Origin of the sequence: Sphingomonas sp. IBVSS2, assembly GCF_002127225.1 — a bacterium.
Classification (GTDB): domain Bacteria; phylum Pseudomonadota; class Alphaproteobacteria; order Sphingomonadales; family Sphingomonadaceae; genus Sphingomonas.
In genome coordinates, this window is the sequence record NZ_NFUR01000002.1 from 325,195 (window position 1) to 347,001 (window position 21,807).

A 21,807-nucleotide genomic window follows, 5' to 3' on the forward strand; every position below is an offset into this window, starting at 1 on the left:
AGGGAAAATGACGGCACCGATTGCAGCAATCATCCTCGCGGCCGGCAAGGGCACGCGGATGAAGTCGGACACCCACAAGGTGCTCCACCCGATCGCCGGGCGGCCGATGCTGCTCCATCTGATCGACAGCGTGAAGGCGCTGGGCGCGGAGCGCGAAGTGGTGGTGGTCGGCGCAGGCCGCGAGCAGGTCGAGGCTGCGGTCCATCCGCTCGGCGTCGAGACTGTGGAGCAGGCCGAGCAACTCGGCACCGGCCATGCTGTGCGCATGGCGGAGGGCGCGCTCGCCGGTTTCCAGGGCGATGTGCTGATCCTCTATGGCGACGTGCCGCTGGTCACGACCGAGACGATGCGCCGGATGCTCGACGCGCTCCACGGTGATGGCGGTCCCAGCGTGGTCGTGCTCGGCTTCCGGCCGGCGGATCCCGGCGCCTATGGCCGGGTGATCGTCGGCCCCGACGGCAGGCTCGACAAGATCGTCGAATACAAGGACGCCACGCCCGAGGAGCGGGCGGTGACGCTGTGCAATTCCGGCCTGATGGCAGTGCGCTCGGCGGACCTGTTCCGCCTGCTCGCCCGGCTCGGCAACGACAATGCGGCGGGCGAATATTACCTTACCGACCTGGTCGAGCTGGCGCGCCGCGACGGCCGCTTCTCGGTCGGGATAGAGACCGATGCGATCGAAGTGGCGGGAGTGAACAGCCGCGGCGAGCTCGCCATGCTCGAGCAGGAATGGCAGCAGCGCCGCCGTGCCCGCGCGATGGTGGAAGGGGCCACGCTGATCGCGCCGGAGACGGTGTGGTTCGCCTATGACACCCAGGTCGGCCGCGACGTGACGATCGCGCCCAATGTGGTGTTCGGCCCCGGCGTCTCGGTGGCGGACCGGGTTACCATCCATGCCTTCAGCCATGTCGAGGGCGCCGAGATCCTGTCCGGCGCGGATATCGGCCCCTATGCCCGGCTGCGTCCCGGCGCGCGGATCGAACAGGGTGCCAAGGTCGGCAATTTCGTCGAGATCAAGAAGGCGGTGCTCGGTCCGGGCGCCAAGGCCAATCATCTGAGCTATATCGGCGATGCCGTGGTGGGTGCGGGGGCGAACATCGGCGCCGGCACGATCACCTGCAATTATGACGGATTTTTAAAGTACCGGACAGTGATCGGAAACGGCGCTTTTGTAGGTAGCAACAGCGCCCTGGTCGCGCCCGTCACCATCGGCGACGGAGCGATCGTGGCGGCCGGATCGGTGGTGACGCGCGACGTCGAGGCCGATGCGCTGGGGATCGTGCGGGCCGAGCAGCAGGTGAAGCCGGGCTGGGCGCGCAAGTTCCGCGAGGCGATGAAGGCGAAGAAGGAGGCGGCGAAGAAGTGATGCGTATGCGAACCCTGTTCTCGATGCTTGCATTGACCGTCGCCGCGCCGGCCGCCGCGCAGACCGCCGCGCCGATGAACCCCGGCCAGGCGATCGAGGCCGTCGCGGCCTCGAAGACCGGTGCGGTCGAGGGGGTGTTCGAGTTCGTCGTCGCCTCGGCCGGTGCGGGCGGGTTCAGCGTCTATCTGAACTCCGCGGCCAATTATCGGGACCCAGGCAACCTCACCATCGAGCTGCATTCGGCGGCGATCGCCGCGCTGAAGCAGAAGCTCGGCGGATATCCCGAGGATTTGCTCACCGGCAAGCGCGTGCGCGTGAAGGGCATTGCCCGCCGCGTGCCGGTGGGCGCGCATTTCCAGACGCGCATCGCGGTCGACAGCGTCGCCCAGATCGAAATCCTCGGCTGATCGCCGGGCCTTAGAACAGGAACACCCAGAGCATGTGCGGAATCGTCGGTATCGTCGGCAAGGAGGAAGTCGCGGAGCGGCTGTTCGACGGTCTCAAGCGCCTCGAATATCGCGGCTATGACTCGGCGGGCATCGCCACGGATGTCGACGGCCGGATCGAGCGCCGCCGCGCCTCGGGCAAGCTGGTCAATCTCGGGCGGGAGCTTGCGGCCAATCCGCTGCCCGGCACCACCGGCATCGCGCACACCCGCTGGGCGACGCATGGCGGCCCGACCACCAATAACGCCCACCCGCACGCCACCGGCGAAGTCGCGCTGGTCCACAACGGTATCATCGAGAATTTCAAGGGACTGCGCGACGAGCTGATCGCCCGCGGCCGCACGTTCGAGAGCGAGACCGACAGCGAAGTCGTCGCGCACCTCGTCAGCGAGAAGGTCGAGGCCGGCATGGCCCCCGCCGAGGCCGTTGCCGAAGTGCTGCCGCGTCTCCACGGCGCCTTCGCGCTCGCCATCCTGTTCCGCGAGCATCCGGATCTGCTGATCGGCGCCCGCCTCGGCTCGCCGCTGGTCGTCGGCTATGGCGAGGGCGAGACCTATCTCGGCTCGGACGCGCTTGCGCTTGCGCCGCTCACCCAGCGCATCGCCTATCTGGAAGAAGGCGACTGGGTCGTCATCACCCATGACGGCGCCCGGATCTTCGACAAGGACAACAATCCCGTCGAGCGGCCGATCACCATCTCGGGCGTCACCGGCGACCTCGTCTCCAAGGGCAATCACCGGCACTATATGCTCAAGGAGATCTACGAGCAGCCGATCGTCGTCGCCCAGACGCTGCGCGCCTATCTTCAGCGGATGGAGGAGCGGGTCACGCTGCCGATCCCCGATTTCGACCTGTCGGCGATCAAGCGCGTCACCATCGTCGCCTGCGGCACCAGCTTCTATGCCGGCATGGTCGCCAAATACTGGTTCGAACAATTCGCCCGCGTGCCGGTCGACCTCGATGTGGCGAGCGAGTTCCGGTACCGCGCGCCGGTGATGGAAGAGGGCGGGCTGATGATCGTGATCAGCCAGTCGGGCGAGACTGCCGACACGCTCGCGGCGCTCCGCCATGCGCGCGCCGAGGGCCAGACGATCGCCGCGGTGGTCAACGTGCCCACCAGCTCGATGGCGCGCGAGGCGGACCTGCTGCTGCCGACGCATGCCGGGCCGGAAATCGGCGTCGCTTCCACCAAGGCGTTCACGTGCCAGCTCGCGGTGCTCGCCGCGCTCGCCGCCAATCTCGCCAAGGCCAAGGGCAAGCTCTCCGAGGTCGAGGAGAAGGCGCTGGTCAAGCATCTCGCCGAAGCCCCCGCGGCGCTCAACGGCGCGCTCGCCTATGACGAGGCGATCCAGGCGATGGCCGGCGTCGTGGCCGCGGCGCGCGACGTGCTCTATCTGGGCCGAGGCACCGATTATCCGCTGGCGCTGGAAGGCGCGCTGAAGCTCAAGGAAATCAGCTATATCCATGCCGAGGGCTATGCCGCCGGCGAAATGAAGCATGGCCCGATCGCGCTGATCGACGATGCCGTGCCGGTGATCGTGATCGCCCCCTCGGGTCCGCTCTTCGAGAAGACCGTGTCGAACATGCAGGAAGTGCAGGCGCGCGGCGGCAAGGTGATACTGATCTCCGACTATGACGGGATCGAAGCGGCGGGCGAAGGCTGCGTGGCGACGATCACCATGCCCAAGGTCCACCCGCTGATCGCGCCGCTTGTCTATGCGGTGCCGGTGCAGCTGCTCGCCTATCATGTGGCGGTGGCCAAGGGCACCGACGTCGATCAGCCGCGCAACCTGGCGAAGTCGGTCACCGTCGAATAACCGGGTCAGGGCTGCCAGAACATGGCGGCATGGGTGCCGGCGACGTCGCCGGCATCGGCGAAGCCCAGCCGGCGATAGAGGGCATGCGCGCGCGAGTTGGTGTGGGCGACGCTCAGGCGCAGGCCGGCGGCGCCCGCGTCGCGCGCGGCCTCCTGCAGCCAGCCGATCAGCGCGCTGCCGATCCCGCCGGCCTGCGCGCGCGGATCGAGCACTATGTCGATCAGCACCCATTCGGGGCCGCTGCGGTCGAAATAGAAGCGGCCGACCGGCGCGCCCTGCCGGGTCACCAGCCGGAAATCGCCCTTGCGATGGTGCTGCACGAAATGCGCGTGCTGGAGCGCGAACTGCGTGTCGAGGAAGCTGCGCTTCTGCGCGGGCGACCAGGGGGCCAGGAGCAGTTCGGCCAGGCGCGAGGTGGCGTGGAGATCGGCCAGCAGCCCCATGTCGGCCATGCGCGCGGGGGGCAGCGCCACAGCCAGCTTGCGCAGCGCTTCCGGCAGCATCGGTAGCGGTCGTGGAGCGGGGAAGGGTGCTAGCATGTGATCGGCTCTAGCATGGTATCGGCTTTTGCCCCGAAATGGCGCGGACCGGCTTCACGCGCCGCCGCGGACCCGGCAGGATGGCTCTTTCGGAGCCGGAGCGATCGTCCGTTCGGCGGGAGGGGAAAGAACATCATATGCGAATGCTGGCACCGGAAGATTTCGAGCCCTGGGTCGGTCGCAAGGTCCGCCTCAGCACCTTGCCCAACCCGGTGGAGATCACGCTGGTCCGCATCGAGCGCAGGCCGGCGCTGATCGGGATCGACACGCGTTCGCCCTTCTCGCTCTTCTTCGAAGCGCCGCTCGGCGTCTATCTCATGGATGCCTCGTACGAAATGGACTGCGGCAAGGGCGGCCCCCACGACATCCTGATCAGCCAACTGGTCCCTTCGGCCACCACTCGCCACTATCAGGCGGTCTTCTCCTGACCGGCGGGCCGGGTTCGTGGCCCGGCCCATGAAAAACCCGGCCGCGCCGCTGCTGGTGCAGCAGGCGCGGCCGGGCCGTTTTTCCGGATTCCGGCTCAGTTCCGCGACGGGAACACGCCTTCCAGCGCGATGTTGGTCTGGATGCCGAGATAGGGCTGCATGACCGGGACCGGCTGGCTGCCGCCGCTGTTGGCGACAGTCACCGTGCCGGTGCCGCCGCTGCCGCCGGTGATGTTCAGGCCGCCCAGGTTGACCGGCGTGGTGCCCGTCTGGCCGGCCGGCACGTAGAAGGTCGGCGTGACGCTGCCCGAGGAATCATTGGCGACGCCGAGGAACGAGCCGGCGGCCGGCGCCGCGGTCTCCGCGTTGAGCGCGCCGGTCATCGCCTGGAGCGTGCCGGACACGGTGCCGCCGCCGGTCGGCGTGAAGGTGGCGAGGTGGTTGTGGATCGGCATCTGCAGAATGCTGAGCACTTCGCTGTTCACACCGCCGATTTCACCCAGGGTGATCGGCGAGAGCCCCGGGCCGTTGCCCTGGCCGACAAAGACGCGACCCCGCGAGTCGGGGAGGCCGAACGTGCTCTGGCCGTTGCCGCCATAGACGGTGCCCAGCAGCGAGAACAGCGCAGTATTCTGCTGGATCGACATGATCTGGCCCTGACAGGGCGCCCAGCCGCGCGGTGCGAAATTGAAGCCGACCTGCATGATCTGGCCAACATATGGTTCCGACATTTTGCCCCTCCCAATTTGAAGCGGGCCGGACGGTAACTCAAAAATCGGAACGCGTCCCGTCCACATTGCCAAATCGGACCAAAATCATTTGTGGCACCGAATTGGTGTAATAATCGAGGAGTGCGCCCCCGTCCGCATCTCAAGTCGGGACAGCGGATAAGATTGCATGTTTATGAAATCATATGCATAACATGACAGGTTTTTTACGATTCCGTCTCATTTTAGCGAGTTGTAGCGCGTAAATGGGGATGTAGCGGCCAAGTGGGGATGCTTGCCGTTTCGTCGTGAATCGATTGCAAGAACGCGCCGGATCTGCATCCGGCGCGTGAAAGCTGGGGTCGGGGGATATGAAGCAGCTTTTCACGCCAAAGGCGGCCCATGTGGGGAACATGGTGCGCGCCGGGTCCGGAGGGCGCACGGCATTCCGGCCCTTCAGGTGGCAATGGCTCGCGGCCCTGATCGGATTGCTCCCCGATATCGCTTCGCTGTCGAACGGCCTTTGGCGCAAGGCGCATGCCTTGGTGCTGGCGCTGTCGACTGCCCTGATCCTGTTGTCGCCGGTCGCCGTCCGGGCCGCCGATGGCGATGGCTGCAACTATCTCAGGAACAATCCCGCCGATTATGATGGCGGCGCCTATGTCATCACCAGCGGCCCCGTCACTCGCCCGGCACCTCCCGGCAATCAGACCGGCATCGTCAACTACGCGTCGGGAACCGTTCTGTATTACAGCTACACGGTCTCGGATCCTTCGATCACCGCCAGGCTGACCTATTCGGGGCTGAGCGGGCTCGGCATCGACATCGTGTCCAACACATCGACCGGCGGCAGCGGGTCCTTCACCCTGCCGGTGGACTCCCGCGCCGTAACCCCCTCCGGTACGATTCCGGGCGCCGGCCCCGGCGGCACGGTGACCTGGACGGTCTATTGCGGCGTCCGGGCCAACCAGGCCATCGCGTCGGCCACGGGCACCGTGGGCACGGCGATGAACTTCACGCCGGTCACCGCGTCCTTCGGCCACGGGACCTATAGCTATGCGCTGAGCGGCGGCACGCTCCCGAGCGGCCTTTCGTTCAACACCGGCACCGGCGCCATCACCGGAACGCCGACCGCCACGATCGCCGCCACGACCTTCACCGTCACCGTGAGCCATCAGGGGACGGGCACGTCGTCCAAGACTTTCGCACTGACCGTCAACCCGCCGCCGCCCACCGTCAGCGGCGTCTCGCCGACTGCCGGCCCGATCGGGGGCAATACCACGGTGACGATCACCGGCACCGGCTTCTCGATCGCGAACAACACGGGGGCGGTGCTGTTCGGCGCGAATCCCGCGACCTATACGATCGACAGCAACACCCAGATCACTGCGACCTCGCCGGCCGGCAGCGCGGGCACGGTGGACATCACCGTCACCAATCCGGGCGGCACCAGCCTGACCAGCGCGGCGGACCGCTTCACCTATGTCGCCGCGCCGACGGTTACCGCGGTCTCGCCCATAGCCGGCCCGACCGGCGGCAATACCACGGTGACGATCACCGGCACCGGCTTCTCGGCGGCGAACCCGACGGGGGCGGTGAAGTTCGGCGCCGCCATCGCGACCTATACGGTCAACAGCGACACGCAGATCACCGCGACGTCGCCGGCGAATGCTGCGAACACGTACGACGTCACGGTCACCACGCCCGGTGGCACCAGCGCGATCAGCGCCTCGGATCAGTTCACCTATGTGGCGGCACCGACGGTCACGTCGATCTCGCCGACTGCCGGCCCGACCAGCGGCGGCACCACGGTGACGATCACCGGTACCGGCTTTTCGGCGGCGAACCCGACGGGAGCGGTGAAGTTCGGCGCGACGATCGCGACCTACACGATCAACAGCAACACCCAGATCACCGTGAACAACAGTCCGGCGAGCCCGGCTGGCACCTATGACGTCACGGTCGCCACCCCGGGCGGCACGAGCGCGACCACCGCGGCCGATCAATACACCTATGTGGCCCCGCCGGTCGCCAGTTCCTTCACCGCGTCCGCGATCGCCTACAACGCCACCGGGGCGAGCTTCAGCATCGCCGGCCATGCGACGAACAGCCCGACCAACTTCGCGGTCGGTTCGGCGACCACGGCCCAGGGCGGCTCGGTCTCGGTCAATGCGGCGGGGCTCGTCACCTATGACGCACCCACCGGTTTCCGGGGCAATGACAGCTTCACCTTCACCGCGACCAATCTGGGCGGCACGTCGGCCCCGGCGACGGTCACGGTGCCGGTGAGCAACCCGGCATTGGCGTCGACCCTTGCCGGCAGCGGCACGCGCGGCATCGCGTTGTCGGGCGTGCAGATCAACACGAGTGGCGGCAGGGCGACCTATAGCTGCTCGACCCTGCTGGCTTCGGGGGCGCTGCCGCTGGGCACGCAGCTCAACCCCGATTGCACCGTCACCGGCACGCCGGCGGCGAGCGGCAACTTCACCTTCACCGCCAATGTGACGGACAGCTCGCTCGGCACCGGCCCCTTCACCCAGGCGACCGGCTCGCTCACGCTGAACATCGCGGCCCCCACGGTGACCCTGTCCCCGGCCGCCGGCGCGCTGCCGGGCGCCACAGTCGGCACCAGCTATTCGCAGAGCTTCACCGGCGGCGGCGGCACGCCGGGCTACACCTTCGCCATCACCGGCGGCGCCCTGCCGACGGGCCTGACGCTGAGCGCGGCCGGCGCCCTCACCGGCACCCCGACCGCCACCGGCCCGTCCAATTTCGACGTCACCGTCACCGACGGCTCGTCGGTCGGCAGCGGCGGCCCCTATACCAGGATGCAATCCTACAGCATCACCGTGGTCTCGGGCGGGCAGACGATCAGCTTCGCGGCATTGCCCAATGCCTCGCTCTCGGCTTCGCCGCTGACCTTGTCGGCCACCGCGACCTCGGGTCTGACGGTCGCCTTCGCCTCGACCACCACGAGCGTCTGCACCGTCTCGGGCACCTCGCTCACGCTCCTCCAGATCGGCACCTGTTCGATCACGGCGAGCCAGGCGGGCGACGCCAATTGGACGGCGGCGAGTGACGTCTCGCACAGCTTCACCGTCACTCCGGCCAATCTGGTGCTCGCCACCGGCTCGGCTTCGGGCCTGATCGTCGGCGGGAGCTACAGCCAGGCCAATACCGCCTCGGGCGGCCTCACGCCCTATACCTACAGCCTCGATGCGGGCGCCTTCGTGCCGGGAACGACGCTCGGCTCCGACGGCACCGTCAGCGGCAGCGCGACGGTTGCGGGTTCGTTCAGCTACCGGATCAAGGTGACCGACGGCCAGGGCACGCCGGTTACCGCGATCGGCTCGATCGTCACGGTCACGATCGCCAAGGGCAACCAGGCGATCACCTTCGCCTCGACCGCGCCGAGCGGCGCGACGGTGGGCGGCGCCACCTATGCGGTGAGCGCGACGACGCCGTCGTCGCTTGTGGTTGCCTTCAGCTCGGCGACGACGGCGGTCTGCACGATCAGCGGCAACATCGTGTCGATGGTCGGCACGGGCACCTGCACGATCAACGCCGACCAGGCGGGCGATACCAACTGGAACCCGGCGGCCCAGGTGCAGCAGAGCTTCACCGTCGGCGCGGCGGGCGCGGTCACTGCCTCGCTCAGCTTCTCCTCGGCCTCGCTGGGCGTCGGATCGACAGGAACGCTGACGATCACGCTGACCAATCCCAACAGCTCGGCCACGCCGAGCATCGCACCGCTGCTCGGCGGCAGCGCGCTGCTCAGCCGCGTGAGCGGTGCGCCGGGCGGAAGCTGTGGCGCCAGCGGAGCGGATTCGGGCGCGAACTACCAGTTCAATCCCTTCTCCGTTGCACCGGGCACCTGCACGGTCACGCTCGGCTATACCGGCACCACCCCGGGTTCGACCTCGGGCTTCGTGCTCGGGGCGTTCACGCCCAGCGGCTATCCGACCACCGGCGCGACCAATAGCGGCAGCATCGCCGTCGTCCCGACGGTGACCGGCGTCTCGCCGCCTTCGGGCCCGGTCAGCCAGGTGGTGACCGTCAGCGGCACCGGCTTCAGCACGACGCCGGGCAGCAACACCGTGACCTTCGGTTCGGCGGGCAACGGCACGGTAACCGCGGCGAGCGCGACTTCGCTCACCGTCACCACGCCGGGGACGGGCTCGGGCCCGGTCAACCTGACGGTCACCGTCAACGGCCAGACCAGCACGAATTCCGTGGCCTATACCTTCATTGACAAGCCGATCGCGGCGAACAAGCCGGGCGTGGCGGTGCCCTATAACAGCACGGGCACGGCGATCGACCTGTCGACCTCGATCACCGGCGGTCCGCACAGCAGCATCGCGATCGGCACGGCGGCTGCGCACGGCACGACCAGCATTGCCGGCGATGTGGTGACCTATACGCCGACGGCCGGCTATTTCGGCACGGACAGCTTCACCTATACGGCGACCGGGGCCGGCGGCACTTCGAACGTCGCGACGGTGAGCCTCACGGTGGCGACGCCGACGGCACCGACGGCCGCCGACAAGAATGCCGCGATTCCCTATAACAGCACCGGCACCGCCATCGACCTCGCGCCGTCGATCGGTGGCGTCTATTCGACCGTGGCGATCGGTACGGCCCCGACGCACGGCACGGTGAGCATCGCGGGCGCCGTGGTCACCTATACGCCGACCGCCAACTATTATGGTCCGGACAGCTTCACCTATACGGCAACCGGCCCCGGCGGCACCTCGGCACCCGGCACGGTGGCCCTGACGGTCGCGACGCCGCCCGCGCCGGTCGCGGCGGACAAGAGCGGCGTGGGCGTGCCCTATGCGAGCACCGGGACGGCGATCGACCTGTCGGCTTCGGTCACCGGCGTCCATTCGAGCATCGCGATCGGCACGGCGCCGGCGCATGGCACGGTGACGATCGCGGGCGATGTGGTCACCTACACCCCGAACCCGGCGACTTATTATGGCGCGGACAGCTTCACCTATACGGCAACCGGCCCCGGCGGCACCTCGGCCCCGGCGACGGTGACCCTGACGGTGGCGACGCCGGCCGCACCGGTCGCGGCGAACAAGAGCGGCGTGGCGGTGCCCTATGCGAGCACCGGGACGGCGATCGACCTGTCGGCTTCGGTCACCGGCGTCCATTCGAGCATCGCGATCGGCACCGGGCCGCAGCACGGAACCGTGAGCGTGGCGGGGGACGTGGTGACCTACACCCCGAGCCCGGCGACCTATTACGGGGCGGACAGCTTCACCTATACGGCGACCGGCCCCGGCGGCACCTCGGCCCCGGCGACGGTGAGCCTGACGGTGGCGACGCCGCCCGCGCCGACGGTGGCGGACAAGAGCGGGGTGGCGGTGCCCTATGCGAGCACCGGCACCGCGATCGACCTGTCGGGCTCGATCAGCGGCGTGCGCGGCAGCATCGCGATCGGCACGGCGCCGGCGCACGGCACGGTGACGATCGCGGGCGAGGTGGTCACCTATACGCCGGCGGCGACCTATTACGGGGCGGACAGCTTCACCTATACGGCGACGGGCCCTGGCGGCACCTCGGCCCCGGCGACGGTGAGCCTCACCGTGGCAACGCCGGCAGCGCCGACCGCGGCCAACAAGACCGGCGTGGCCGTCGGCTATAACAGCGGCGGCACGCCGATCGACCTGGCGCCTTCGGTCACCGGCGTGCACAGCATGCTCACGGTTGCCACGGCGCCGGCGCACGGCACCACCACGGTCAATGGCGATGTGGTCACCTATGTGCCCACCAGCGGCTATTTCGGCGCGGACAGCTTCACCTACACCGTCACCGGTCCGGGCGGCACGTCCGCCGCGGCGACGGTAAGCCTCACCGTGGCCAACCCGCCGCCGCCGAACGCGGGGCCGGGCACCTCCACGGTCGCGGGCAGCACCACGACGGCGGGAACGAGCGTCCAGATCAACCTCTCCGCGCTGGTGACGGGCGTCTATGACTCGATCCAGCTCGCCAGCCAGCCGGCGCATGGCACGGTGACGCTGAGCGGCGGCGCCGGGCCCAGCCTGACCCCCGTGGCGGTGGCGGCGACCTCGCCGTACATCGCGACCTATACGCCGGCCGCCAATTTTGCCGGCACCGACAGCTTCACTTATGTGGCGGTCGGCCCGGGCGGCACCTCGGCACCGGGCACGGTGACGATCACCGTGGTCGGCCAGGTGCCGGTCGCGGCGCCCAAGACCGCGTCGGCGGGCGACGGCCAGATGGTCTCGGTGATGCTCACCGACGGTGCGGTGCGCGGGCCGTTCACCGGCGCGAACGTGGTGAGCGTAACGCCGGCCAATTCGGCGACCACGGCGATCGCGGCCGCCGGCAACGGCGCCTATCGCCTCGACGTGACCCCGAACAACCGCTTCGGCGGGCAGATCGTCGTCGCCTATACGCTGAGCAACGTCTTCGGCGCCTCGGCTCCGTCCACGGTTACGCTCACCGTCCAGGCGCGCCCGGATCCGCGCAACGATCCGGATATCGCCGCGATCAGCGATGCCCAGGCCGAGACGACGCGCCGCTTCGCCCGGGCGCAGGTGTCCAACTTCATGCGGCGCACCGAGCAGCTCCACAATGGCGGCGGCGCCACCGGCCTGGCGATGGGCGTGACGCTGGCCTCGCGCGACGGTTCGGCGCCGATGCAGCGGCCCGACGACAAGAACTGGGGCCTGGCGATCACCGAGCGGATGCGCGTCTCGGGCGAGGATCCGGCGATCGGCCGACTTGCCAACAACCCGCAGTCGCGGCTCGGGCGCACCGACCAGCTCGGCTATGGCCGCACGATCGCCGACACCGGCGGGGCGGACGGCGCGGCGGGTGACGGCTCGGGCGCACCGGGCAAGGGCGCGGTGGACGAGGACGGCAATCGCCGGATCGGCTCGCTGGCCACCTGGGCGGGCGGCGCGATCGACATCGGCACGCGCGACCGGCGAACCGACCGCAGCAAGATCACCGCCACCACCGCGGGCCTCAGCGCCGGTGCCGACATAAAGCTCTCCGAGGGCGTGCTGGTCGGCCTGGGCGGCGGCTATGGCAATGATCTGAGCCGGATCGGCACCGCGGCGCAGGTGCGCGGGACCAGCACGATCTATGCGGCCTATGCGAGCATCCAGCCCGCCAGCGGGACCTTCATCGACGGCATGCTCGGCCGCGGCCAGCTCGACTTCACCACCCGGCGCATCGCCCAGGCGGTGAACGCGACGGCCCATGGCAGCCGCGACGGCAACTACACCATCGCGGCGATCTCGCTGGGGATCGATCGCGCGGGCGGGCCGCTGCAATGGTCGATCTACGGCCGCGGCGAGTATATGGACGCGGAGCTCGACGCCTATGCGGAGAGCGGTGCCGGTCGCTACAACCTGCGCTTCGATGCCCGCAAGGTCCGCTCGATCACCGGCACGATCGGCGGCCGCCTGGAGTATCGCCAGAAGACGGGCTTCGGTTCGATCACGCCGCGCCTGCGCGCGGAGTGGAACCACGAGTTCGCCGATGTCGATGCGCAGTGGCTCGATTACGCCGATATTCCGGGCGCCGCGATCTATGCGCTGGCGGGCAATGGCTGGAAGCGCGAACAGCTCCAGCTCAGCTTCGGCACCCGCTTCGACATCCTGTCCAGCGGCTGGTCGTTCGACTTCGAGACCGGGTTGCGCGCAGCCCGGGGCGAGAAGGCCGGGACGCTTCAGCTCCGCCTGTCGAAGCGCTGGTGAGGAAAGGGGCCCGGGGCGGCTGCGCCATCCCGGGCCTGTTCCCGGTCGGGCCTTTATCGCCAAGGCGGCGAGCACCGGGTTCCGGCCTGGGGCTCGCCTAGGATAGCAGCCTTGCGAGCGCGTCGGCCAGCTGGGCTTCGCGATAGGGTTTCTCGATCATCGGCACCTTCTTGCCGAACCCTTCCGGCGGGGCGCCATAGCCGCTGGCAAAGGCGAAGGGCACGCCGCGCGCGCGCAACGCCTCCGCGATCGGGGTGCTGCGTTCTCCGCTCAGGTTTATGTCGAGGATCGCCACGTCGAAGCCGCCGCCCTCGGCCAGCGCCAGCCCGTCGGCCAGCCGGCTCGCCGGGCCGATCGTTTCGCAACCCAGCGCTTCGAGCAGATCCTCGAGATACATGGCGACGACCGGCTCGTCCTCGACGACGAGCACGCGCAGGCCCCGGAGCCCGCTCACGCGGCGCCCTCGGGCAGCGGGGCGTCGACGATGCAGACCAGCCCCTCCGGGCGGAATTCGATGCGCACCGTGCCGCCCAGTTCGGCGGCGAGGCCGCGTTCGATCATCCGCGTGCCGAAGCCGCGCCGTGTCGGCGCCACGACCGGCGGGCCGCCCGCTTCCTCCCAGCGCAGCGCGAGCCTGGCGAGGCCGCCGAGGTGCGCGCGCTGCCAATGGACGGTGATCCGCCCCTCGGGCCATGACAGGGCGCCATGCTTCACGGCGTTGGTCGCCAGCTCGTGGATGGCCAGCGCCAGGCTGATCGCGGTCTTGGGCTGGATCGACAGGTCCGGGCCGTCGAGCGCGAAGCGGCTCGGCTCGCCGTGCGGGCGCAGGGCGTCCTCGATGATCCGGCGCATCGAGACCAGGCCCCAATGCTCGCGCGTCAACAGATTGTGCGCTTCGGAAAGCGCGGCGAGCCGGCCCTCGAACGCGGCACGGGCCTGGGGCGGGGGCACGTCGTCCTTGAAGCTCTGCCGGGCGATGCCCTGCACGATCGCCAGCGTGTTCTTCACCCGGTGGTTCAGCTCGTCGATCAGCAGGCGGAGATGCGCTTCCGCGCGCTTCGCCTCGGTCATGTCGCGCCCGATGGCGTGCAGCGCCACCGGGCGGCCCTGCGCATCGAGGTTCAGCCGCGAATTGACTTCCCAGATCAGCTCGCGTCCATCCTTGGCGCGCAATTTCAGCGTCAGCCGGGTCGAGCCGCCATGCTGCAGCTTGCGGTTGAACGCATCCATGCTGATCGCGAACTGGTCCTCGTCCATGAAATCGCGGATCGAACGGCCGAGGATCTCGTCCTCGCGATAGCCTATCGCCTCCACCACCGCCGGATTCACCGAGGTCACCCGATTGTCGAGCGTGGTGGTGATCAGGAAGTCGTTGGCCTGTTCGAAGATCGTGCGGAAGCGCGCCTCGCTCTCGCGCAATTCCTGTTCGGCGCGCTTGCGGTCGGTGACGTCGAACGAGACGCCGACGAAGCGGCTCGGCCGGCCGTCGCCATAGTCGATCCGGCTGCCATGGCTCTGCAGCCAGCGCTCGGCGCCGTCCACGGCACGCACTATGCGATAAGTGATCGCATAGGGCTCGCCCGCAGTGAAACAACGCATCGCGGCGTCGTGCACCATCGTCCGGTCGTCGGGATGCGCGCGCGCGATCCACTCGTCGAAGCTGCCGCGCGGATCGGCACGGCGCGGCATGCCGAGCAGGTCGAAGCGGTTGGGCGACCAGGCGCCCTCCATCGTGTCGAGATCCAGCTCCCAGGTGGCCATGCCGGCCGCCTCGGTGGCCAGGCGCAGCGTCTCCTCGCTCTTGCGCAGCGCATCCTCGTCCGCCCGCCGCTGGGTGACGTCCAGCGTCACCGAGAGCACCCCGAAGGGCTCGCCGGAGGGCCGGCGGATCACCGCGACCGAATTGTTCACCCAGACCACGCCGCCGTCCTGGCGGACATAGCGTTTCTCATGGGTATAGGGCGTGCCGTCCCGCACCACCTGCTCGAACAGCGGCAGGTTGCGGGCGAGATCGTCCGGATGGGTGATCTGCTGCATCGTCATGCCGCCCATCAGCGCCTCGCGGCTCCAGCCGGCGATCTCGCAGAAGCGATCGTTGACCAGCGTGAAGCGGCCCGCGATGTCCACCTGGGCGAAGCCGGCCGTGGTCTGGCTGATGAACGCCGAAAGCTGCGCCTCCCGCTCGCGCAGCGCGAGTTCGGCGGTCTTGGCCTCGGTCACGTCATGGGCGACGCCGATGAAGCCGATATGGTGCCCTTGCGCATCCCAGCGCGGCTGCGAGGTGGAGTGGAGCCAGCGCCACTCGCCATGGACGTTGCGATAGCGCCCCTCGAGCTCGAAAGTGCCGAGGCTCGCCTCGCCGGCGACCGATTGCGCAAGGACCTGCGCGGCATCGTCCGGATGGATGATCCGCCGCCAGTCGAAGTCGAGCGCCTCCTGATAGGAGACGCCGAGGAACGCGACATAGGCGCGATTGACGAAGCTGCGCTTGCGATCCAGCCGAGTCACCCAAACGGCGACGGGGGCGCTGTCCGCGATCATGCGGAACTCGTCCTCGCCCACCGGAAGCGGTTCTGCCGGTGCGTCGGTCATCGGGGGCCGATGGAAAGCATCAGCAATTTCCTAGCCTTGCGCCAAGGTAGATCAAGGCTCGTCACCGGCGCATCGCAAGCACCGCCCGTGCGCGCTTCAGGTGCGGCATGTCGAGCATCTCGCCGTCCAGACCGATCGTGCCGGCGCCGGGGGCCGCGGCGAAGGCCGCGACGATCCGCTCGGCGCGATCGATCTCCATGGAGGAGGGCGAGAAGGCGCGGTTGATCACCGGCACCTGATCGGGATGGATGGCGAGCATCCCGCGGAAACCCGCGCGGCGTGCCTTGGTTGCAACCTTCTCTAGCCCCTCGAGGTCGCGGAAGTCGCCATGGATCGTCTCGATCGGCGTCACGGCCGCGGCGGCGGCCCCGGCAAGGGCCAGGGCGCGGAAGACCTGGTAGGGAAAGTCATATTCGCCGGTCTCGTCGCGATTATGGGTGGCGCCCAGCGCAGTGGCGCTGTCCTCCGCCCCCCAGGTGAGCGCGGCGAGGCGCGGGCAGCCGGCATAATCGCCCAGGCCGAAGATGGCCGGCGCGGTTTCCGTCGCCACCACGATCGTGCGGATCCCGCCCTGGGGCAGGCCGTGGGCGGCCTCGAGCGCGGTGAGATAATGGTGGAGCAGTTCGGCCTCGGCCCGGGTCGCCTTGGGCAGCATGATCCCGTCGGGCGCCCCCGGCACGATGGCGGCGAGGTCGAGCAGCGCGTGCGGCGTGTCGAGCGGGTTGATCCGCACCCATTGCGGCTGGGCACGCGCGGCGGCCTTCAGATGCCCGGCGACCAATGCGCGGGCGGCGGGCTTGTTGGCCTCGGCCACGGCGTCCTCGAGGTCGAGCAGCACCAGATCGGCTTCGCTCGCGCCTGCCTTGGCGAGCTTGCGCTCGGAATCGCCCGGCGCGAACAACAGCGATCGGGCGGCCAGCGGGTCGGTCATGCATCCTCCTATTGTGGAGGACTTGCTATCGCGCGGGGACCGGCGGGTAAACCGCGTGCAGTCCTTAACCCTTGGCGACGGTTTTCGCTCTGTGCAGCTGCCGGATTTTACCCCTCCTTAACGCTGTCCGCTTACCTCGTTTGGGGATGAGCGAGGGGATTTCGAACGTGCGCATTCTGATCGTGGACGACGAACCGGCGATGCACGAATCATATCGCCAGGTGTTCGGGGCCCGCAGCACAGGCAATGCCAGCGCGCTGAACGCGATGGCGGCCGAGCTGTTCGGCGACGACGATGGGGCGCCCGAGCCGGCCAACGACGCGATCGATTTCCAATGCGCGCACTTCAACCAGGGCCTCGACGCGGTCGAGGCGATCAAGGACTCGCTCGAGACCGGCAAGCGTTTCTCCGTCGCCTTCATCGACGTGCGCATGCCGCCGGGGATCGACGGCAAGGAGACCGCGCGGCGCATCCGCGCGCTCGATCCCGACATCAACCTCGTCATCGTCACCGGCTATTCGGATTTCTCGCCCCTCGACATCAGCCGCGCCGCCGGCCCGGCCGACAAGATCTTCTACATCGCCAAGCCCTTCCAGGCCGAAGAGGTGATCCAGACCGCCACTGCGCTCGCGCATCGCTGGGAGGCGGACGCCAAGCTACGCAGCGCGATCACCCTGCTCGAGGAACAGAAGCTCGAGCTCGCCGCCAATGAATCGCGCGCCGTGCACATGGCGAACCATGATTCGCTCACCGATGCACCCAATCGCCTCGCCTTCCTGCAGATGCTCGGCAAGGCGGTGAAGGGCGAGCAATGCTTTGCCATGGCGATGATGGACCTCGACCGGTTCAAGATCGTCAACGACACGCTCGGCCATCTCGCCGGTGACGAACTGATCCGCATGGTCTGCGAGATACTGCGCCAGCAGGTGCCCGACCATGGTTTCGTCGCGCGCCTGGGCGGCGACGAGTTCGCGATGCTCTATCCGGTGACCGGCGAGGACGAGGCGACGATGATCGCCGAGCGGATGCTCAAGGCCGTGTCGATCAGCTTCAAGGTATTCGGGCATTCGGTCCAGGGCGGTGCCTCGGTCGGCCTGATGGTCGTCCAGCCGCGCACGATCCACGATCCGATCGACGTGATGCGCCGCGCCGATCTCGCGCTCAACGAAGCCAAGCACAATGGCCGCGGCATCGTCCGCCTGTTCGACGAAGTGATGGACGAATCGATCCGCTTCCGCCGCCAGATCGAGGGCGGGCTCTCCGAAGCGATCGCCAAGGGCGAGCTCAAGCTGGTCTTCCAGCCGATCGCCGGGCGCGACGAGCTGGAGATCACCGGTTTCGAAGCGCTGATCCGCTGGTGCAGCCCGGAATATGGCATGGTCTCGCCGGGCATGTTCATCCCGATCGCCGAGGAATCGAACCTGATCCACGAACTGGGCGACTGGGTGATCGACCAGGCGGTGGAGACGCTCAAGACCTGGCCGGGCCAATATGTCTCGGTCAACTTCTCGCCGCGCCAGTTCCGCCGCCACAATTTCGTCGGCCATGTGATGGAGCGCGTGGTGAACGCCGGCGTGGAGCCCGGCCGCTTCCAGATCGAGATCACCGAGACTGCGATCTTCGACGATGTCGAGCGCGCCGCCGAGACGCTGTTCAAGCTCCGCCAGATGGGCTTCCGCATCGCGCTGGACGATTTCGGCACCGGCTATTCGAGCCTCTACAACATCCGCCGCTTCGCGCTCGATTGCCTGAAGATCGACCGCAGCTTCGTCGACGGCATGGGCCGGGAGCGCGAGAGCGCGGCGATCGTCCATTCGATCATCCATCTCGGCCGGGCGCTGGGCATGGAAGTGGTCGCCGAGGGCGTGGAGACCGAGGCGCAGCTCCAGGCGCTCCGCCTCGCCGGCTGCAGCCATCTCCAGGGCTATTATCTCGCGCGCCCGATGGATGCCGAGGACGCGCTGGTGCTCGCGCGGAAGGGACATATCGGCGATGCGGAGCCCGCCGAAGTCGAGCTGGGCAACGGGACGCACGGCTGATGCCCCGTGCAAGGCGCCTCAAGGCGCCGGCCTCGCTCGGCGCGAAACTGGTCCTGATCCTCACCGGCGTCGGCGTCATCGGCGCCGCTGCGCTGACGCTGATGCTCGCTACCGTCATCACGCCGAGCTTCAACCGGCTCGAACGCGACGCGGTCGACGCGCATGTCGCGCGCACCCAGGCGGTTGTCCATGACGTGTCGGCCAAGGTCGAGAATGCCGTGCGCGACTATGGCGACTGGAACTCGTCCTACGACTATATGGCGCATCCGACCAAGGCGTTCGAGGACGAGAGCTTCTCCACGCTGGCCATGGTCAATCTCGACGTCAACGGCATGGCCTATGTGCGGCCCGACCGCGGAATCGTGATCGCGCGCTGGCTCGATCTCGAGAAGCAGGCCGATGTGCCCGCGATGCGCGCGCGCCTCGCCGACGCCATCGCCCGGTTCGATTTCGCGCGGATGCTGCACGGGCAGAGTTCGGCCGGCTTCTTCATCCGCCTGGGAGACCAGCTTGCCGCTATCGGCATCGCGCAGGTGCGCAGGAGCGACGGCAGCGGCGCGCCGCGCGGCTATGTGCTGATGGCCCGCACCGTCACCGCGGCGCAGCTCAGCACCCTGCTCCAGCTCGAGGCGAGCCTGGCGCTCGACCACCCGGTCGCCGCGGTCACCAAGACCCCGGGCGCCACCCGTACCCGCATCGCCGTGCCGATCCCGGGCCCGGACGGCCGCCCCGTCGCCACGGCCACCTATACCGTGCCGCGCGATCTCTCTACGCTCGGCACCCGGATGCTCGTCCTCGCCGTGGTCGGATCGTCGATCCTGCTGGCGATCGTGCTGCTGGTCCTGCGCCGGATGATCGCCCGCCTCGTCCTTGCCCCCTTGAAGCGTGTCGAGCGCCACATGGGCGTCGTCCGTGCCTCGGGCACGCTCGGCCTGCTCACCGACAAGCCGCGCGACGACGAGATCGGCAGCCTCGTCACCAGCTTCAATTCGATGCTCCGGCAGCTCAAGGACCTGCGCGAGCAGCTGGAGGTGCAGAGCTTCACCTTGGGCCGCAGCGAGAGCGCGGTCGCAGTGATGCACAATGTCCGCAATGCGCTGAACCCGATCAGCACCGTGCTGAGCCAGGGGCTGGGCACCGGCGCACCGATGGACCGCGCGCTGTTCGACCGCGCGCTCGGCGAGTTGGCCGGCGAGGCGATTCCCGCGGCGCGCCGCCAGAAGCTCGTCGCCTTCCTTGCCGCCGCAATCGAGAGCGTGGAGCAGGAGCGGGCCGATCGCCGCGCGCAGATCGCGATCGGCCGCGAGGCGCTGCACCATGTACTGGAGATCATCGGCCAGCAGCAGGAAGCCGCGCACGAGCGGCCGCCGCTCGACGCCTGCGACATCACCGACATCGTCGCCCAGAACGCCACCATCGCGCGCTATTCGGGCGAGAATTCGATTGCCTTCAGCTTCCCGTCCAAACCGCATTGGGTGATGGCCAACCGGGTGATCCTCAGCCAGGTCGTCGGCAATCTCTTCGCCAACGCGGCCGAGGCGATCGCCGCGACCGGGCGCGGCAGCGGCTCGATCTCGGTGACGATCCGGGACAAGGGCGACACCACCGAGATCCATATCCGTGACGATGGCGAGGGTTTCGACCCGGCCACGGCGCCGACGCTCTTCCAGCGCGGCTACTCCACCCGGGCGCACAAGTCGGGCGGCCTGGGGCTCCACTGGTGCGCCAATTCGATGCTGACGATGGAAGGGAAGCTCGACCTCGTCAGCGACGGCAAGGGGACCGGCGCCAAGGCGATCCTGACGCTGGGCACCGCCCGGCTGGTGCAGGCGGGCGATCTGGCGGCCTGACCTCCCTCTCTCCTTCAGGGGAGCGGGGGAAAGGAGCTTATGCCTCTCGCCGCCAATTCGGATCGGACCTCATCCGTTTCGGACAGGCCTATCCCCGCCCCACGGCCTTCCGCTTGCCCGCCACCTCGTCCTTGCGCCGCAGATAGGGCGCGACCAGGTTCCGCGCCCGGAACCATTCCTGCCGGTCCGGATCGAGGCTGTCGAAATTGCCGATCACCCGTCGGCATTCGGGGGCGCGGCACTGGCAGATCATGTGCCAGTTCGATTCCCTGAGGGTTGTCGAATAGTCCCAGGCGACCTCCTCGCCCGGCTGGATCGCGCGCACCGCGACCAGGAATACGCCCGCATCGGTGAAGCGCAGGCCGGCATTGGGCGCGCAGCTGTGATTCACCAGGTCGTCGATCCGGCCCGAGGGGCCCATATAATGGTCCGGCGTCACCTGCACGAAACGGTCACCGCGGCCGCGCATCAGGCTGGGGATCTGATCGGCACGGAAACGGCGGCCGGTGAATTCGATCAGCACATCGCCCTCGGCAAAGGCGCCTGTGGCGAACACGGCCTTGCCCAGATGGTTGTCGCCCACCTTGAACAGATTGTTCGAGGGACGATAGCGATCGAACCAGAGCAGCCTGCCGCGGCGGGTGCCGAAGGAACGCAGCGGGTTGATCGTCGCCAGGCCGATCAGGAACCATATGCTGGCATGGCAGAGGAACTCGACGATCACATAGGCGAGCTCGGCCACGCCCGGCTCGGTCGCACGCACCGCGACCAGCAGGGTGGCGAGGTCGCCGAAGGTCCACAGCCCCCAGGCCGGCGAGCGCTCGCGGCCGCGATCGGTCCATACGCTCGCCCAGGTCGGCCAGAAGCTCACCGGGACGGCGAGCACCACCAGCATGTGCGCCCAGAACGCCTCGCGGAAGACGAGCCAGAGCATCAGCGCGCTCAGGCTGGCCGCGATGCAGAAGGTCTCGGTGGGCGAGGGTGGGGCCCAGGACGAGCGCCGCCAGATGCCGATCGTCACCACGATGCAGGCGATCGAGGAGAGGGCGAATACCCAACCCTGCGGCGCGCCGGGGTTCACCGCGGCATAGGTCAGCGCCTCGAGCGAAGTCGCCGCGCTCCAGATCAGCCAGGACGCGCGGTTCGGTTCCACCAGCTCGCGGCGCAGCCCGATCAGATAGGTCGCATAGCCCGCAAAGCTGAATCCGATCGCCAGCAGGAACCAGATATCGGCGGTCAAAATACGCTCCCTCCCAAACGGAGCGTTTACCATGTCCAGGATTCGCCGTCTACGCGCGACTCGCGGTAACTCCACGAGTCGCGGGGAATCGTTGGGAGTCACTTACGGGGCGG

Annotated in this window: 13 protein-coding genes; 7 read left to right on the forward strand and 6 right to left on the reverse strand. The window is 68.4% G+C overall.

Annotated elements, in window-relative coordinates:
• Nucleotides 1-7 precede the first annotated feature (7 nt).
• From glmU to glmS, 3 genes are read left to right on the forward strand one after another with little or no spacing between them, the layout of a single operon-like run.
• On the forward strand, nucleotides 8-1,366 hold the full coding sequence (gene glmU / locus CAP40_RS07640) for a bifunctional UDP-N-acetylglucosamine diphosphorylase/glucosamine-1-phosphate N-acetyltransferase GlmU (protein WP_086128794.1): 1,359 nt from the start codon (nucleotides 8-10) through the stop codon (nucleotides 1,364-1,366).
• The gene (locus tag CAP40_RS07645) at nucleotides 1,366-1,773 is read left to right on the forward strand and encodes a hypothetical protein (protein ID WP_144034271.1); all 408 of its coding nucleotides are present in this window, start codon (nucleotides 1,366-1,368) and stop codon (nucleotides 1,771-1,773) included. The genes glmU and CAP40_RS07645 overlap by 1 nt, the downstream gene beginning before the upstream one ends.
• Before the next feature lie 32 nt (nucleotides 1,774-1,805).
• The gene (glmS, locus tag CAP40_RS07650; RefSeq protein ID WP_086128796.1) at nucleotides 1,806-3,629 is read left to right on the forward strand and encodes a glutamine--fructose-6-phosphate transaminase (isomerizing); all 1,824 of its coding nucleotides are present in this window, start codon (nucleotides 1,806-1,808) and stop codon (nucleotides 3,627-3,629) included.
• 5 nt (nucleotides 3,630-3,634) lie between these two features.
• On the opposite strand, the gene CAP40_RS07655 is transcribed toward glmS, so the two are convergent.
• A complete protein-coding gene (locus CAP40_RS07655; RefSeq protein ID WP_086128797.1) occupies nucleotides 3,635-4,168 on the reverse strand; it encodes a GNAT family N-acetyltransferase in 534 nt (177 codons plus the stop codon).
• A gap of 143 nt (nucleotides 4,169-4,311) precedes the next feature.
• Here CAP40_RS07655 and CAP40_RS07660 point away from each other — a divergent pair, with 143 nt between their 5' ends.
• Entirely contained in the window at nucleotides 4,312-4,596 is a 285-nt protein-coding gene (locus CAP40_RS07660; RefSeq protein ID WP_256924070.1) for a hypothetical protein, read from the forward strand.
• A gap of 95 nt (nucleotides 4,597-4,691) precedes the next feature.
• Here the strand turns inward: CAP40_RS07660 and CAP40_RS07665 are convergent, their stop codons facing one another.
• Complete coding sequence (locus tag CAP40_RS07665) at nucleotides 4,692-5,327, reverse strand: phage tail protein (RefSeq protein WP_086128799.1); 636 nt, start codon at nucleotides 5,325-5,327, stop codon at nucleotides 4,692-4,694.
• A 347-nt stretch (nucleotides 5,328-5,674) separates the two neighbouring features.
• On the opposite strand from CAP40_RS07665, the gene CAP40_RS07670 reads away from it, so the two are divergent.
• Nucleotides 5,675-13,042 carry an Ig-like domain-containing protein gene (locus CAP40_RS07670; RefSeq protein WP_086128800.1) on the forward strand — a complete coding sequence of 2,456 codons (7,368 nt, stop codon included), beginning with the start codon at nucleotides 5,675-5,677 and terminating at the stop codon, nucleotides 13,040-13,042.
• Nucleotides 13,043-13,139: 97 nt separating this feature from the next.
• Here the strand turns inward: CAP40_RS07670 and CAP40_RS20390 are convergent, their stop codons facing one another.
• The 3 genes from CAP40_RS20390 to CAP40_RS07685 all read right to left on the reverse strand — a co-directional run bounded on the left by CAP40_RS20390 (nucleotide 13,140) and on the right by CAP40_RS07685 (nucleotide 16,565).
• Nucleotides 13,140-13,496, reverse strand: coding sequence for a response regulator (locus tag CAP40_RS20390; protein ID WP_179187937.1), 357 nt, complete (start codon nucleotides 13,494-13,496; stop codon nucleotides 13,140-13,142).
• On the reverse strand, nucleotides 13,493-15,634 hold the full coding sequence (locus CAP40_RS07680; RefSeq protein ID WP_086128802.1) for a PAS domain S-box protein: 2,142 nt from the start codon (nucleotides 15,632-15,634) through the stop codon (nucleotides 13,493-13,495). The genes CAP40_RS20390 and CAP40_RS07680 overlap by 4 nt, the downstream gene beginning before the upstream one ends.
• A gap of 61 nt (nucleotides 15,635-15,695) precedes the next feature.
• On the reverse strand, nucleotides 15,696-16,565 hold the full coding sequence (locus CAP40_RS07685; protein ID WP_086128803.1) for a CoA ester lyase: 870 nt from the start codon (nucleotides 16,563-16,565) through the stop codon (nucleotides 15,696-15,698).
• 167 nt (nucleotides 16,566-16,732) lie between these two features.
• On the opposite strand from CAP40_RS07685, the gene CAP40_RS07690 reads away from it, so the two are divergent.
• Both CAP40_RS07690 and CAP40_RS07695 read left to right on the forward strand, forming a co-directional pair.
• Entirely contained in the window at nucleotides 16,733-18,604 is a 1,872-nt protein-coding gene (locus tag CAP40_RS07690) for an EAL domain-containing protein (RefSeq protein ID WP_373384876.1), read from the forward strand.
• Nucleotides 18,604-20,454 (forward strand): CHASE4 domain-containing protein, encoded by a 1,851-nt coding sequence (locus CAP40_RS07695; RefSeq protein WP_086128805.1) that lies wholly within the window; start codon nucleotides 18,604-18,606, stop codon nucleotides 20,452-20,454. The genes CAP40_RS07690 and CAP40_RS07695 overlap by 1 nt, the downstream gene beginning before the upstream one ends.
• An 88-nt stretch (nucleotides 20,455-20,542) precedes the next feature.
• Here the strand turns inward: CAP40_RS07695 and CAP40_RS07700 are convergent, their stop codons facing one another.
• The gene (locus CAP40_RS07700; protein WP_086128806.1) at nucleotides 20,543-21,694 is read right to left on the reverse strand and encodes an SET domain-containing protein; all 1,152 of its coding nucleotides are present in this window, start codon (nucleotides 21,692-21,694) and stop codon (nucleotides 20,543-20,545) included.
• Nucleotides 21,695-21,807 lie beyond the last annotated feature (113 nt).

Excerpts from the sequence above, each read along its gene's own strand:
- CAP40_RS07665 (WP_086128799.1), bottom strand. The coding sequence starts at position 5,327 with ATGTCGGAACCATATGTTGGCCAGATCATGCAGGTCGGCTTCAATTTC.
- CAP40_RS07680 (WP_086128802.1), bottom strand. The coding sequence starts at position 15,634 with ATGACCGACGCACCGGCAGAACCGCTTCCGGTGGGCGAGGACGAGTTC.
- CAP40_RS07645 (WP_144034271.1), top strand. The coding sequence starts at position 1,366 with ATGCGTATGCGAACCCTGTTCTCGATGCTTGCATTGACCGTCGCCGCG.
- CAP40_RS07660 (WP_256924070.1), top strand. The coding sequence starts at position 4,312 with ATGCTGGCACCGGAAGATTTCGAGCCCTGGGTCGGTCGCAAGGTCCGC.
- glmU (WP_086128794.1), top strand. The coding sequence starts at position 8 with ATGACGGCACCGATTGCAGCAATCATCCTCGCGGCCGGCAAGGGCACG.
- glmS (WP_086128796.1), top strand. The coding sequence starts at position 1,806 with ATGTGCGGAATCGTCGGTATCGTCGGCAAGGAGGAAGTCGCGGAGCGG.
- CAP40_RS07670 (WP_086128800.1), top strand. The coding sequence starts at position 5,675 with ATGAAGCAGCTTTTCACGCCAAAGGCGGCCCATGTGGGGAACATGGTG.
- CAP40_RS07695 (WP_086128805.1), top strand. The coding sequence starts at position 18,604 with ATGCCCCGTGCAAGGCGCCTCAAGGCGCCGGCCTCGCTCGGCGCGAAA.
- CAP40_RS07685 (WP_086128803.1), bottom strand. The coding sequence starts at position 16,565 with ATGACCGACCCGCTGGCCGCCCGATCGCTGTTGTTCGCGCCGGGCGAT.
- CAP40_RS07655 (WP_086128797.1), bottom strand. The coding sequence starts at position 4,168 with ATGCTAGCACCCTTCCCCGCTCCACGACCGCTACCGATGCTGCCGGAA.